Here is a 14,572-nt window from a genome sequence, read left to right as displayed (position 1 = left end):
ATCGTAATTCATTTGAAGTAAAGAATAGAAGCTTATGAATTTAATAAAATATGTGATACATGTGAAAAAGTAGGTGAAAAAGATGAATAAGAATTTATATAAGAAAATTATTTTGTCAACAATCATTACGGGAATGGCAGTGAGTAATGTAATTCCACTTCATACTTTGGCAGCAGAACAAACTGTGTCCCAACAGCAAGAAAGTTTGAAGAACTATTCCCTTGGTCCTGGTGAATTTAAAGAAGTAATGGGAAAAATGGTGGCAAATATCCTTACAATGGATTCATATGCCAATACAATCAGTAATCAACAGCTGACAGATTTAAGTAAAATAAGTTCTATAAATGGTGATTTACAAGCAAACATGATTAAGCATCAACGGGATGCAATAGAGAATGCCGACTTTTGGTTCATGTATTTTAAAACTCGTATTATGTACACGCATCAGAATATTGTAAGTTATAATGATACGTTTCAAGCAAGTTATAAGCTTTTACTAACTGCTATAGAGCAAAAAGATACAGAGAAATTAAAATATGAACTAGAAAATTTGTACAATAGTATTTTGTACAATAGTCAAAAATTAGATGTACTGTTAGAAAAATTGAAAAATTTTCAAGGTGAAATAGCAGAAAATACAAGAAATTTCAAAGAAGATTTCAATCAATTGGAGAATATTCTAGAAAGTACGAACGCTGGTATTCCGCTTCTACAACAACGAATTGAGAATTGTAATAATACAATTAAAGAAAACTATGATAAACGTGGTGGCTATATAGCTTTATCTGTATTTATGCCTCCGATTGGTATACCATTGATTGTCACTGCTGACAAGAATATCGCATCTGCACAACAAGAAATAGAACAATTAAAGTCCAGAATTTCTGGAGCAGAGGCAGAAGTAGTTATTTTGACTGATGCCAAAAATAAAACGGAACATATGGCTGCAACAGTTGGTACAGCTGTTACTGCTCTTGAAAATATAAAGACTCAGTGGGGGACAGTGGAGAAAAAATATAAATCATTGATTGACAGTGTTGACAACATTAGTCTAGACCTGTTTGATGAGATTATAAGAGCAGATCTGGATACAGCGAAGGATAATTGGCAAGACCTTAAAAATTATGCGGATAAATTATATGAAGGTGCTAAGATTGTACAAGGAAACAGATTATAAAAGTAGACCCACCAGAAGAGCGAATTAAACAAATGGCACCGGATTGCTCCTGAATGTTACATAATACACTCAAAAAAAGTCTCTTGGGAAATAATGTATCACTATGACCTAGTTTTACACGTATCTCGACTGAACCCCAGTATTCCCCCTTGCTATATTTAAAAGAAAGAAATGTGAGGAGAGAAGGCCATACGGAAAATTCTTTTAGGAAATTTATTAGTATTTGCAATACTAATGAGTATGTCTTTTGAACATAACGAAGTCGTAACGAATTCTAAAGAAGAAACTGAAGAGGTGGATTTAATCTTTCCATATGAGTATTAAAAAAGAAACAATCACTAATGATAAACATAATGTTTCAATAAGTAATGTCTTTTTCAAAATACATCTTCCCCAAAATATATTGTTTATTTAATTATAGAAATTATGGGTTATTTTTTCTTAGTGTTATTCAGATTCGAAAAAGGCGAAACGTCAAGTAACTCCCCAATATACAATAAAGGTTTTTGTATATAGCTTGTTTTCTTCTAACCTTACAGAACTGTCATCTTTATGTAAGGTTAGAAGGTAGTTTGTTTAACATTTTAAATGTAATAATAAAATTATAAGAAATGAAAATGAATTTTTAGAAATTATAGGAGTGTGTTAATAATGATCGTAACAACAACTAATACTATTCAGGGTAAAGAAATTATTGAGTATGTAGACATCGTAAACGGTGAAGCAATTATGGGTGCAAATATCGTACGCGATATCTTCGCTTCTGTTCGTGACGTTGTCGGTGGCCGTTCTGGTGCATATGAAAGTAAATTAAAAGAAGCTCGTGACATTGCGATGGAAGAAATGAAACAACTTGCGACGCAAAAAGGAGCAAATGCAATCGTTGGTATCGATGTAGACTACGAAGTGGTTCGTGACGGAATGTTAATGGTTGCGGTAAGCGGTACAGCTGTACGTGTGTAAATATATAAAAAAATAGTACCTCATTGGGGAATTGCACCTTCAATTGTTAGACATAACTAACAATTGGAGGTGCAGTTTTTTATGGCCAAATATTCTTTGAAAACGAAATTAGATGCATAGATAGCACTCGTTATTAATAATTTCCCTAATAACCATTTCGTTTTAATGTAAGATAAATAGTGGTTTCGACTATTAGAAAAAGTTTAAAAGTTAATTACTTCTCATGAAGAAAAAGCCTTAAGAAAAATTTGTAGCGATAAATTTTTAGAGGAAGCATCCATAGCGGCTTCTTTTTTCTTTGTTATATAAAATTTATATAATAAATAAGGAAATTAACAATCGGACAATTGAACAAGGAACTCATCATTCATAACTAAAATATTTTAAACAAACGTTTGTTTAATTCTCCTACACCAAATTTCTTCATCACATAAATAAAAAAATAAGAATACCCCATTTACATATATTCAAGAATTATAGTTAGTTATAACGTAAAACTCATTTTCTTATAGTGAATTAATCCTGCATATTATTATATGTATTTCTGTAAGAATGGGAGTTTTTTACTCAAGATTAAATGGGTATAGTTCTTTAAATCTATAAAAATTTAGTTTAGACTTTCTTGTCCCAACCAATATCTAAAAGTGAAAGTTTAGACTTTCTTGTCTAAATGGTTTGGAGTTTCATGTACTTGTACAACCGCATTTTGTTGATAAGACCCCAATTAGTTTCACTCAAACTACCCCCCATAAAAGCAACATAATATATACATAAAATAAAAAAAGATTTATGAAAGACTTTTGTAACATTTGTGAAAGAGAAATGAAAGATTTATAAACTAAGATGAACTTACTGATATTGACGTTATATCAGTCGTTAATAAAAAGTACAAGTAGTGAGTGAGGAACAGCATTGTATTTCAGCAATCTAAACTACATTCTACTAAGAGAGGAAAACAAAAATGAAAAAAAACTTTAACACAATTAGAATGGTAAAGAAATTAATTCCTGCCACAGCGGCATTAGGTATTCTTTTTTCTGTAGCTCCTGTTGCAGAGAACAAAGCTAGCGCAGGTTTAGCCACGGTGTTGGATGTGACTATTACTTCATTAGGTATTGTAGCTGATATTTATGAAAAGCTTGGGATATCTGTAGGGGAGCCTGACTTATCTAATTACACTGGCCCCTATGCAGAGAATGTGTCTTACAGAGCTCCTAACTTTAAATCTGGGGAATTTAATATTTCTATGCATCATACGAAAGGAGATTCCAATTTCACTAGAACGATTAAAGTACTTTATCCAGATGGAAAAAGTGAGATGAAACACTTAAAATCGGGACAACAGCTTAAGATTACAGAACCCGGTACAATTGTAGATTTGAAACCCCTTGCAGAATCTGTATCAGAGCACGATCTTCTTTACATTACAAAAGCGCAATTGGATGAAGGAAAAACCGGAGTTGCGCTTAATCAAGGTATCACCATATACGTAGAAAAAACATCCGGTGAAAATAAAGTACTTGTTGACGAATTTTATAAGAAGAAATTTGGAGCAGATTCTCTTGACGGTTTTAAAGGGTTAGGGGTGGACCGCTTTTCTTATTTAACAGATGAACAAAAGAAGGTAGCAACATTGACTTCACATCCAGTAGGTAGAGAAGTTCTTTCTAATTATGTTACGAATAACCCTACAGCTCAAGCAGATTTTAATAACCGGTCAAGTAATGTATTCGCAGAGATCACCAATACCCTAGAGACACCTATTAAAGCAGCATATGGCTCACTAAATCACGGTGAATCCTATCAAATTATCCCCTATAAAAAAGGAAGCAATAAAGTATTGGTAAAAGCAGGTTCAAAATATCTTTCAGGGAAAGAAGGAAATGTTCTTCAATATTCCGATTCGATTGGTGACGATGAATTGTTTGAACTTGTCTCAGCCCCCGCTTTTCTTAATAAATGGCAGTTTGATTTGGTAAACAAGAATGGAGTACGTCTGACTAGTAATCCATACATTCAAGGCTTCCTGAAGGAAAACGATGGTGCTAATTCTTTCAGATCTGGAATTAGTTTCACTGCAAAAACGAATGATGAAGTTCACAACTGGTTAATAGACTGGTACCCTGGTAAAGAACATGATAGACAGAAGTATGATGGAAGAGTAGAGTTCAAAGCTAATGATAAAAGTGATGGCTCTATATGGACTGCATACGATGCTTCTGGAAAATTAATAACGAATAGTTGGATAGAACGAGATGGAGCATATCATTATGCAGATGCTTCAGGAGTTCTTTTGAAGGGTTGGCAGGAAATTAAAGGTAATACGTATTATTTTGCTCCGCATTCTAATTCCCTGGTAGTGTCGTCAAACTCATCTGATGCACAGATTGAGGGTAAGGTCTATCATTTCAAGGATTCTGGTGTTCTGCAGCGATCAGCCTGGAAAGATGAGCAATATTCTGATGCTTCTGGAGCGTTTGTTAAAGAGGGTCTGAAAGAAATAGAAGGTAAAATTTACTATTTTAAAGATTTCGCGGTTACAAAGAATGAAATGCGTCTAGAAGACCAACATGTCATTCTTCACTTTTCCAACAAAGGCGTGCTTGAGAGGGCTTCAGATCTGAATGGGAAAGCATTAGCTAGTACTACTACTGTTACTCTTAACGGGAAACACGTAGTCTTTGAGAAAGACGGTTCTGTTAGAAAGCCAGGACTCACTGGAAAGAGATCTTTCCCCCAATCAGATGGAACTGAAAAGGTCACAATGCACTATTATAGCTTAGAGGATGGAGCTTCCCATTCGGGTTGGAAGATAATTGATGGAAAGAATTATCATTTTAAAGATGGTCAGCACTATACTTTCGATGGTCATGAAACCATTGACGGAAAAAGATATTATTTTAATAATGACGGACAAGCTATGCTGACAGGGTTTAAAAAAGATAACGGTAAGATATACCACTTTGATGATAAAGGCGAAATGCAAAAAGGGTGGCAAGAAATCGATGGTAAATGGTATTACTTCGATGATTCTGGAGCAGCTAAGATAGGATGGTTCTCTGTTGGTGGTGGATACCATTTCCCTTATTACGGGTACTTTACTTATTATGCCAAAGAAGATGGTTCAATTTATCAAAACACCACTGTTGAACTTGATAATGGGAAAGGCGTTTGGAAGACTTATAAATTTGACAGTCATGGACACAAAGGTTATTAATAATCCAAAAAGAGTCTGTTTTTTATAAATATGACTCTCTAAATGAGATCCCTCAACCTAACTGGATCATATAACTCTGAAAAACTAAAGACAAGTCTTCCAATCAGTGAATGAGAAAATGGGTTAAAGAGTGGGCGTTGATATTCCTTTAAGAATTTAATCATGTGAAGAAGTACATTTCTAGTGTCCATGAAACAACAAGTCAAGAATGGCGGTAGGACCTTCGTCTTTGCTAGTAATGGATATTACAAGGTAAAAAGTTAGTTAATAATGGGCTAATATTGTTGCAAATAATGGTAGCACCCCAGTTGTAGCTTCTAGTGAGTTTATTTTAAAAACCTGAGAATACAACCTCACAGGTGATAACCACAAATGGGAGTTAGAAAGTATTAAGTAAAGAATGATACTATATATGGTACCCCCTGTCCGTATGGAGAGGGGGGTACATATATAGATTTCTAATGTAACAAGTCTTTCTATAAATTTATTACCTCTATTCTATACGCCACAAACTAAATACTCCCCAGTATGTATTCTTTTCAGAATGGTACATAAACAGAACTTATCTAGTCATACAAGTAATCAAGTGTTAAAATTACCATCTGGATTATAGAATCACTTTTAATAATTTTTAGTGAATATAAGATCAAATTGTTGGATTCTAACCTAGCAATACTATCAGTTATAGCACCTGCATCTCCAAGTTCCATAGATTTATTAGATTAAAGCAGATAATAGAAACATTTCAATTGTGGTTTATGCACAAGAAGCGAGGATTATATATGAAAAAAAGGATTTTAATCGTAGAAGATGAAGAAAACATTCGAGAAGTATGTAAACGGTACTTAGAAAGAGAAGGATACGAAGTATATACAGCTATGAATGGAATGGAAGGCTGGGATGTATTTCATCAATATCAACCAGATTTAATTATTTTAGATCTCATGATGCCGAAAAAAGATGGATGGGAATTATGTGAGGAAATTCGTCAACAATCCAATGTCCCTATTATTATGTTAACTGCTAAGGGAGAGGAAAGAGATCGAATTTTAGGTTTAACAATGGGAGCAGATGATTATGTAACAAAGCCGTTTTCACCTCGTGAATTAGTATTAAGGGTTCAAATTATACTAAGAAGAGGCAATCAAATACCGATACAAGCAAAAGAATCCCTATCAGAAGTAATAGAATTTCCAGATTTGAAAATTTATCCAAAGACGAGATGTGTACTTGTTTGTGAAAATAAAGTGGAATTAACGGTGAAAGAATTTGAGGTACTTTATGTCATGGCACAGCATCCAAAACAAGTATTTTCTCGTTCGCAACTTCTTGAACTTATTTGGGATTTTGAACATGAAGGGGGCACAAACACAGTAACCGTGTTAGTGAGTCGTTTACGTGACAAACTGGAGAAGCATACGATAAAGAATCGTTGGATTCATACTGTTTGGGGAATAGGATATCGCTTTGAGCCAAATGGAGGAAATGAAACATGAGATTACGCATTCAATTGTTATTGATGAATTTATTAAGTACCAGTATCCTGGTAATTGCTATATGGTATAGTGAAACGCAAATGTTACTTGAACCAGAACAAACACGGTTATTAACAGTAATTGCGGTTGTAGGACTGATTATTTCAACGTTTATTTACTGGTTAATGACACGCCCTATCATGAGGTCCATTCAAAATTTAATTGAACTAACGAAACAATTTAGCGATAGACAATTTGAAACGAGGTATATAATTGGAAAAGAACCACGGGAGTTTAAAGAATTAGCAACAGCCTTCCAACAGATGGCCAAAAATTTGGAAGAAGGGTTTACTAAGTTAGAAGAAGGGGAAAAAGCACGTAAAGAGCTCATTACGAATATTTCACACGACTTACGAACACCTATGGCTAGCATACAATTGATGATAGAAGCATTACAAGATAATCTGATTGAAGATCCTGAAATGAGAAATCAGTACTTAGTTACGATTTTAAAAGAAATAAAAAGATTAAGTGGATTAATCAATGACTTATTTGACCTTTCAAAGTTAGAAATTGGGCAAGTAGATTTTCATCCAACTTTAATACATATGGACAAAGTCCTATTGGATGTACTAGAGGCACATTCTGTCTTATTAGCAAACAAACAGATTGATTTAAAATTGGAGGTTCCTGAGAAATTACCTCGACTTTTAATTATGCCGTGTAAAATAGCACGGGTGATTAGTAATTTGTTAGATAATGCAATCCGGTATTCACCTGTATCTGGAACAATCCAGCTGATTGTAGAGGAAAATAGGAAAAATCAGCAAGTCCAATTCATTTTGCGTGATGAAGGAGAAGGGATTACTCCTAATGACCAATTACGCGTATTTGAACGTTTTTTTAGAACAGATCAATCAAGATCCTCACAATCTGGGGGATCCGGTCTCGGACTAGCCATTACAAAATCATTAATTAAAATGCACAAAGGAGAAATTGGTGTGAGAGATCGCTTAGACGGCAAACAGGGAAGTGAATTTTGGTTTACTCTTCCCGTCACATCAGAAAAAATTACGACTGTTAAAAGAATTTCTGGTTAACATACCAATAAATAGCTATTGAACATGAAAGTTTCCCTACTTAAGTTACAATAAAGATGTTTAATTCTGCCCTTATAATCACACAAAACACCGTCCAGTTAACCTAGACGGTGTTTTTAATAGTTGTTTAATATCTCTGTATTGTGAATTACATTGCTTAAATTGAATAACAATAAAGTCGTTTAAAATCTAAGTCGTATTCAACAATCGCGCCCGATTCTTGAATAACTCAAGATTAGCTATAAATTCATTCATTTAAAAATCTATAGGACTTTGATATTTAATAATCTTGTTTTAGAGACCATACCAGCACTTTCTAACGTTTGTTTCGAGGGAGTGTTATAATACCAACAACCGCAAATCGGATTTAGATTATTGTCATAACACCATTCCTTTAAATGATGAATTATCGTTCTGCCTATTCCTTTTTTTCTGTATTGTTCATTTGTAAACATGCCCATATTTCCATATCTATCAAGTAACTTACTTGTTTCGATAATCCCTATTCCAAGCAGAATACTTCCTTTGGTGTAGGTGAATATTTCCCTATTTTCAATACGTTCCTCCACTTTATCAAGGAAGTCCTGACATACCTCAGTTATTTTTATAGCATCGCTAGGCACCGCAGCTCTGAATTCCCCATCTTTAAATAATTTCCCCTTTGGAATTTCCACTTTGTTATCTTGGAAAAAGTAAGCTTGTTTTTCGATCTTATAATCATGATCTAATACCAAACTTAAAAAAAGTTCGTCGCATGTTGGAACCAGTATTGACCGAATTGAATGATCCTTAAGAACATTGTCAAAAATCTCTTGGGATTTTTTGTAGTATGATAAATCTAAATAAAATTGAGTTAGGGACTGGTTACTCTGTATGGCATAATAACCTGCAACTTCGAAGTTGTAACTGATTGTATAAAATACGGAATTGAGAATGTGCTCCTCTAAAACAGAATCAATAGGAGAACTTAATGTACTAACATATCTTTGGATTAAATCCCCAATATCACTTTGTTTACATTCTTTAAAATAAAAACTCATGTTTGGACACCTCGTATTTTTGTTGATCTCATTAGTACTCATGCAATAGATCTTATTACTCATAAAATAAAGAGAATCTATCCAATAAATCATATAAAAGTATTAGTGTGAAATTCTATTTTAGTTTCGTGAAATCCTTCTCTAACCTCCAAGTTAGTTGTACAATCTTACTTTACAATCTGGCCCTTTTGTTCAATAGTATGACTGGCGTTTTTTAAACAACTTTATTATTCTTTAAACGACTTTATTGTAAATTTTACATAGACTAAACTAAGAAGAGGATATATGCTCAATATATGAGCATATATCCTCTTTTCTTATACATATTAGATTAGTAATACGGATATTGAAAATATAGTTCAATACGTATGCAATATTCAGAAAAATACGTATACTTTATGTGGCAGACGTAGCCCATAGCGGGAGGCGTAGTGAGGTCTTTAGACCGAGCGTTAATATTTTTTAGGGGTGAAATGCTATGAGAGTACAAGAGGTTCTCATAGAGAATAACAACAAAAGATACATATTAATGGATCAAGAAGGATTCCCTGTAATGCCAGTTATGAAATATATAAAGTATTTAGATAAGACAGGAAAAAGACCTAATACTCAAAAAACATATTGTTATTCCTTAAAACATTTTTATACCTACTTAGAAGAAACAAACAAAGATTACAAAATTATTAGATTAGAAGATTTAGTTGACTTTGTTGGGTGGTTAAAAAGCCCCTATCAGGGTTCAAATGTCACTCCTCTTCAACAAAAGGGCCAGATTGTTGAATAACAGTTATATAGAAAACTGGTTATATATGTTAAAGTTTGTAATAGATTGTGGAGATTTCTACTTAAAGTTAGTATGCACGTTAATTAAAAAACATTTTCTTAAAGGGGGGAGTGTTTATTACTTTGGAACATAAAGAAGTGAATATTGAACATGAAAAAATAAATGACAAACTTGCTCTGGATAAGTAGAGTATTGCACAAGTTTGCCATAGGCAACAGTCTGTTTTTTCACTACAAAAAATCAGTAAAATACGAGAAGGAAGTGATCGATTTGAACAAACAGAAAGCGGTAGAAATAGCAAGAAAGTATGGTTTGGAAGTTAAAGAGGAGTCCATCATATTCAACGAGTCCGGTTTAGATTTTCTGGTTGCTTATGCAGAAGACGATAAAGGCGAAGAATGGGTGCTAAGGTATCCGAGACGGGACGATGTGATGCCAAGGACGATAGTGGAGAAGAAAGCACTGGATCTTGTAAATAAATATGCCACTTTTCAGGTTCCAGTCTGGTCGGTTTATGAAGGCGATCTAATAGCTTATAAAAAGTTAATCGGAGTGCCAGCAGGCACGATTGATCCGGAGATTCAAAACTATGTGTGGGAGATGGATTATGAAAATGTGCCTGAACAATTTCACCAGACATTAGCCAAAGCGTTGGCTTCGCTACACACAGTTCCGAAAACAGAGGCTCTTAAAGTAGGCCTGTTTGTCCAGACAGCAGAAGAGGCAAGAAAATCGATGATTGAGCGTATGGAAAAGGTTAAAGCGAAGTTTGGCGTAGGCGAATCCTTATGGAACCGCTGGCAGGCCTGGGTAAAAAATGAGGAATTGTGGCCTCAGAGAACAGGTCTGATTCATGGGGATGTTCATGCTGGCCACACGATGATTGATAAAGATGCTAACTTAACCGGTTTTATCGACTGGACCGAAGCAAAAGTAACGGATGTATCAAATGACTTTGTTTTCCAGTACCGGGTATTCGGGGAGGCAGCCCTGGAGAAACTGATCAACTATTACCGGCAAGCAGGCGGGATTTACTGGCCTGCCATGAAAGAGCACGTCATTGAACTTAATGCGGCATACCCTGTTGCGATAGCTGAGTTTGCGATTATCTCAGGCTTGGAAGAATATGAGCAGATGGCGAAAGAAACATTGGAAGTGAATGACCGCTAGCGTTAGAAAAAAACGAATTGATGATTCATATTTCTAATGTTCCACAATCGGGCGCTTTAATTGAGCAAGAAGTACAAAAATTATCAAACTTTTTTATAAAAGGATGATTTAATTGAAAATAGAAAAAGCGTGTTTTGATCAATCTTTTTTCAAAAGACGCTTTTTCTATTTGTTCTTTTATAAAGGTTTATTAAGTTAATTTAATCAAACTTTATTCAAAAGCTACAGTTAAATTTAAAGAAACAAAATTGATTAATACTAGTTCAAATCGTTATTAATAGATTGTATTTTTTGGGTGATTGGGAGTTTGTACATGTAATTTTACATAAAAACCAAAAGTTTAATTAAATTAATATATAATAATTTATATATATCAAATTTAGATAATTAGTTAATTATTTATCTAAAACTAAAAGAAGGATTGAAATAAAATGTCAAGAATTAGCATAACAAAGTCCCAAGATAGTATAATGATTGCATGGCAATCAGCAGAGATTACCATCGCCTTAAAAGACATAATTACCATATCTATGAATGATGTTCCTCATAATAAGCTTGACCATGTTGTTTATATTGGAACTCCATCTTCCTCGAAGAATAGAACACTGATACATACTACAAATTTAAACTTCATTATATTCGCTGTTAATCCATCTATAGTATTAGAAGAAATTAATATTGAGTAATACTATTCTGATTAAAACACGAGCTTAGTTAAAATTCTTTAATTACATTTAGTTATTAGGTTATAAAAAATGAACTGCCAGAAAAGTGGACTGTTAAGGTTCTTAATCACCTTATAAAATAGAAGTTTCCACTTTCTGGTCTAAAAAGTATCCATTTTCATGTCTTTGTACACTTGTACAACAGTAGGAGGGGATAGCATCTTCACTTAACCAACTGTTCGTTAAATTCCTATTTAACGAACAGTTTGAACTAGTTTTAATTTAGTTTACTACATACTCTTTCAAATATGGGGGATTTTATGAATACACAAGAGATTGAGCGGATTTATCAAAAAATTTCGAAAAAAAGAATAAATCCCTCTTATAATTTTTGGAGTGAGGTCAATAAGGAGTGTTGGGCGAAAAGGTCCATAAAATAGGTCATAGAGACTATATATGTTGATGAATTTAAAAGAAATAGGTTGGAAATGTCCGAATAATATCTATAAAACTCAATTTATTACTCCTAAGTAATTAACTATATAGTAGAAACGCTATTAGGATTACAAGTTAAACTTTTAACGATTAAATAAAAGGGAGCGTAACATAAGCTACGCTCCCTTCTGTTTAACGGTTAATTCTTGAAGCAATGTCATTACAAACATACACAACACCGCCGAACACTAATATAGCACCAAATAACAAGTTTATCAGTTCTCTTTCCATGTTACATTCCTCCTTTCGTATCTGACATCTATATAATGGATCAAACTTTGCAGTTTGATATCCATATAACTCTAACTCTCTGTAGTTGATTCAAAAGCAAGTGATACGAGTCAGTCTTAACTTCCTTAACTATCCATTTTGCATCAAATTTTACTAATTGAGATTATATCTATAAGATTCTATATCAAAAAATCACTTTTAAGATTTTACGGTTTTTACTTTCTTGTTGATATACACTTTTTAAGCGGTCTATGCGTCGTCTTATCAGACTGAACATCTTAGCAGTCTTAACTCTTAACGGTTTCAGATGCGTTAGCGGTCTACTGAAAATAGGGGAGGGTTTACAGTTGAAATACGATGTCAAATGTCTGTTTTTCTTTCTGACGTCTCAAAACAAAAGAATACTCCTTGTTTTGAGATAGTTAATTATTTTTGCGCTGATACTAATACAACGTAAGATACTAACCTAGAATCGCCAGATAAATTGCAAATAGCAACAAATATGCCATTTGCAACAGATAATAAACAATTAACTAACTAATTTACTAAATGTTACAATAAAACATTCAAAATTTATCTCAATAACACGTCACCACTTGTCTTTTTGAAACGTCACTAAGAAAAATTATACAACTGCCGATAATAAAGGTTATGTAAACTAATAAAAAGTAAGTTGTTATAGATACCCTTATATCAGTGTTTTTTTTAACTACATACTTCCCCCTACAATTAGAACATTACAAATTAATTTTTCACAATATAGAATACTGGTTCTAATCTAAAAAAATGATTTTTCACCGAATTAACTTGTAGCTGATGTCATAATTTATGTTTGTTGGTGATTTAGAATTTTAAAATGTTCCGTTTATGATGGTTAATCACAAACAGACCATTTTCCACAATTCGGACAAATTGTAACAGAGAAACCTTCAAAATCATCGTAGTTTTCTTCAATTTCAATTGTTAATAAATGAATATCTCCATCATAGATAATTTCCAAAAACGTTAATATTGTTCGTAAAATTGGTATTTCGTGCGAAGTTTTATGATGTTTGTTGTTGTACCCTTCTTTCGATTCTTTTATGTTCATACAACAGAATTCATTGTTCTCTTTTCATCAATAAGTAAATTTTGGGTTCTGGTGCAAAAACTTCAAGGTAATTACAAGTAATCTCTAAAATTTGGACATACTTTGAACACACCAATATGTAACAATAGATTTTCCCTTTAAAACGGAGCAGTTAGCTTTTGCAAACTGTTCTTTTATGGCTTGTTCACTTCAACCCATTCACCATCGTATATCATCCAACCATCATGATTGTACAATTCTTCTTGCATTTTCCTTTTACTTCGATTCTCGCCTTCGATACGTTCTTTAATTTTTCTAAATGATCCCTGTACTTTTATATACTCGCTTTTCAGCTTCATGATTTGCTTTTCACTAACTATCCCCCCTATGGCGAGCAACCATAGGGGGGGAAGTTATGAATGAAGAAAATATTGTTTTATGTGAAGTTTCTGTTGAATCAATTTTAGGTTTCTCAACGCTCCCACCTATTTTCCGTCATTCACTTTATCAACAGGAGCAACTAAATTATGTATTCACCAATGTCTTCATTCCCTTTTCTTACTCGATCCTGTGAGTTACATCCAATTGATTTAGTTTTCAACGAACAAGACTAGAGACTATCCCTCCCCCTAGTAACGTGTGAAACTCGCATTTATGATTCAAATAACGGTTTTATCTAAATCCATTCACTATATTCATGCTTTTACATACTATAATTATTACCTTTCTGAATAATGTGAGCTCGTCAATTTCATTATGATTAGGTATAAGGAGCGCTAATTGAGAGTGCTCTTTTTGTATTTGTATATACCAGAATAAGAATTATATTTAATTTTTATTAATCTTTTTTTATAACTTTGAATACATTATTACTAATCCCAGGAATACACAGGTTTCTCTTGACCAGTTACCTTGTATCCCTTGAATTCCTTGTAAAGTGAGCCCGTAATAACTAGCGGGTTCTTTTATTTTCGATCATATAATAACAATTTTATTTAAACTTGCACCTACACTAAAAGCATACATTATTTCTGAGTACGTCTTGGTATTGAAGTGCTTTTAAAAGCGCTCTTTTTTTTAATAATACCTTTGTTTAAACTTCTTATCTTTTTATCACTCATCGACATACAAATACATATTATATATAGATTATTATTTGATAGAACTGAAGTGACCCCTAAAAGTT

General features: G+C 33.3%; 11 protein-coding genes and 1 pseudogene. 9 read left to right on the top strand and 3 right to left on the bottom strand.

Going from position 1 to position 14,572, the window contains the following annotated elements; translation table 11 throughout:
- Window positions 1-82: 82 nt before the first annotated feature.
- The 5 genes from nheC (at window position 83) to ACYVEC_RS02285 (ending at window position 7,932) form a co-directional block, all read left to right on the top strand.
- Complete coding sequence (gene nheC, locus ACYVEC_RS02305) at window positions 83-1,177, top strand: non-hemolytic enterotoxin subunit C (RefSeq protein ID WP_097815949.1); 1,095 nt, start codon at window positions 83-85, stop codon at window positions 1,175-1,177.
- Between the two features lie 651 nt (window positions 1,178-1,828).
- Window positions 1,829-2,140, top strand: a complete 312-nt coding sequence (locus ACYVEC_RS02300; RefSeq protein WP_000637487.1) for a heavy metal-binding domain-containing protein — start codon at window positions 1,829-1,831, stop codon at window positions 2,138-2,140.
- 961 nt (window positions 2,141-3,101) lie between these two features.
- A complete protein-coding gene (locus tag ACYVEC_RS02295) occupies window positions 3,102-5,357 on the top strand; it encodes an N-acetylmuramoyl-L-alanine amidase family protein (protein WP_063225061.1) in 2,256 nt (751 codons plus the stop codon).
- Between the two features lie 782 nt (window positions 5,358-6,139).
- Window positions 6,140-6,853, top strand: coding sequence for a response regulator transcription factor (locus tag ACYVEC_RS02290; RefSeq protein ID WP_002069741.1), 714 nt, complete (start codon window positions 6,140-6,142; stop codon window positions 6,851-6,853).
- Window positions 6,850-7,932, top strand: coding sequence for a sensor histidine kinase (locus ACYVEC_RS02285; protein WP_063225060.1), 1,083 nt, complete (start codon window positions 6,850-6,852; stop codon window positions 7,930-7,932). The genes ACYVEC_RS02290 and ACYVEC_RS02285 overlap by 4 nt, the downstream gene beginning before the upstream one ends.
- Before the next feature lie 263 nt (window positions 7,933-8,195).
- Here ACYVEC_RS02285 and ACYVEC_RS02280 read toward each other — a convergent pair whose 3' ends face one another.
- The gene (locus ACYVEC_RS02280; protein WP_063225059.1) at window positions 8,196-8,972 is read right to left on the bottom strand and encodes a GNAT family N-acetyltransferase; all 777 of its coding nucleotides are present in this window, start codon (window positions 8,970-8,972) and stop codon (window positions 8,196-8,198) included.
- A gap of 478 nt (window positions 8,973-9,450) precedes the next feature.
- On the opposite strand from ACYVEC_RS02280, the pseudogene ACYVEC_RS02275 reads away from it, so the two are divergent.
- The 3 genes and pseudogenes from ACYVEC_RS02275 to ACYVEC_RS02265 form a co-directional block, all read left to right on the top strand.
- Window positions 9,451-9,738: pseudogene (locus tag ACYVEC_RS02275) on the top strand (site-specific integrase); the annotation flags it as partial.
- 288 nt (window positions 9,739-10,026) lie between these two features.
- A complete protein-coding gene (mphM, locus tag ACYVEC_RS02270) occupies window positions 10,027-10,926 on the top strand; it encodes a macrolide 2'-phosphotransferase MphM (RefSeq protein ID WP_098556589.1) in 900 nt (299 codons plus the stop codon).
- A 431-nt stretch (window positions 10,927-11,357) separates the two neighbouring features.
- On the top strand, window positions 11,358-11,612 hold the full coding sequence (locus ACYVEC_RS02265) for a SunI/YnzG family protein (protein ID WP_063225056.1): 255 nt from the start codon (window positions 11,358-11,360) through the stop codon (window positions 11,610-11,612).
- Window positions 11,613-13,191: 1,579 nt separating this feature from the next.
- On the opposite strand, the gene ACYVEC_RS02260 is transcribed toward ACYVEC_RS02265, so the two are convergent.
- Complete coding sequence (locus tag ACYVEC_RS02260) at window positions 13,192-13,407, bottom strand: hypothetical protein (RefSeq protein ID WP_063225055.1); 216 nt, start codon at window positions 13,405-13,407, stop codon at window positions 13,192-13,194.
- 173 nt (window positions 13,408-13,580) lie between these two features.
- On the bottom strand, window positions 13,581-13,745 hold the full coding sequence (locus ACYVEC_RS02255) for a hypothetical protein (protein ID WP_161940529.1): 165 nt from the start codon (window positions 13,743-13,745) through the stop codon (window positions 13,581-13,583).
- Window positions 13,746-13,801: 56 nt separating this feature from the next.
- Here ACYVEC_RS02255 and ACYVEC_RS02250 point away from each other — a divergent pair, with 56 nt between their 5' ends.
- The gene (locus ACYVEC_RS02250; protein WP_162840219.1) at window positions 13,802-13,960 is read left to right on the top strand and encodes a hypothetical protein; all 159 of its coding nucleotides are present in this window, start codon (window positions 13,802-13,804) and stop codon (window positions 13,958-13,960) included.
- Window positions 13,961-14,572: the final 612 nt, after the last annotated feature.

This window comes from Bacillus sp. MN7755, from assembly GCF_054771475.1.
Note: the sequence above shows the minus strand (reverse complement) of the source record. Positions and strands in the feature narration are given on the sequence as shown.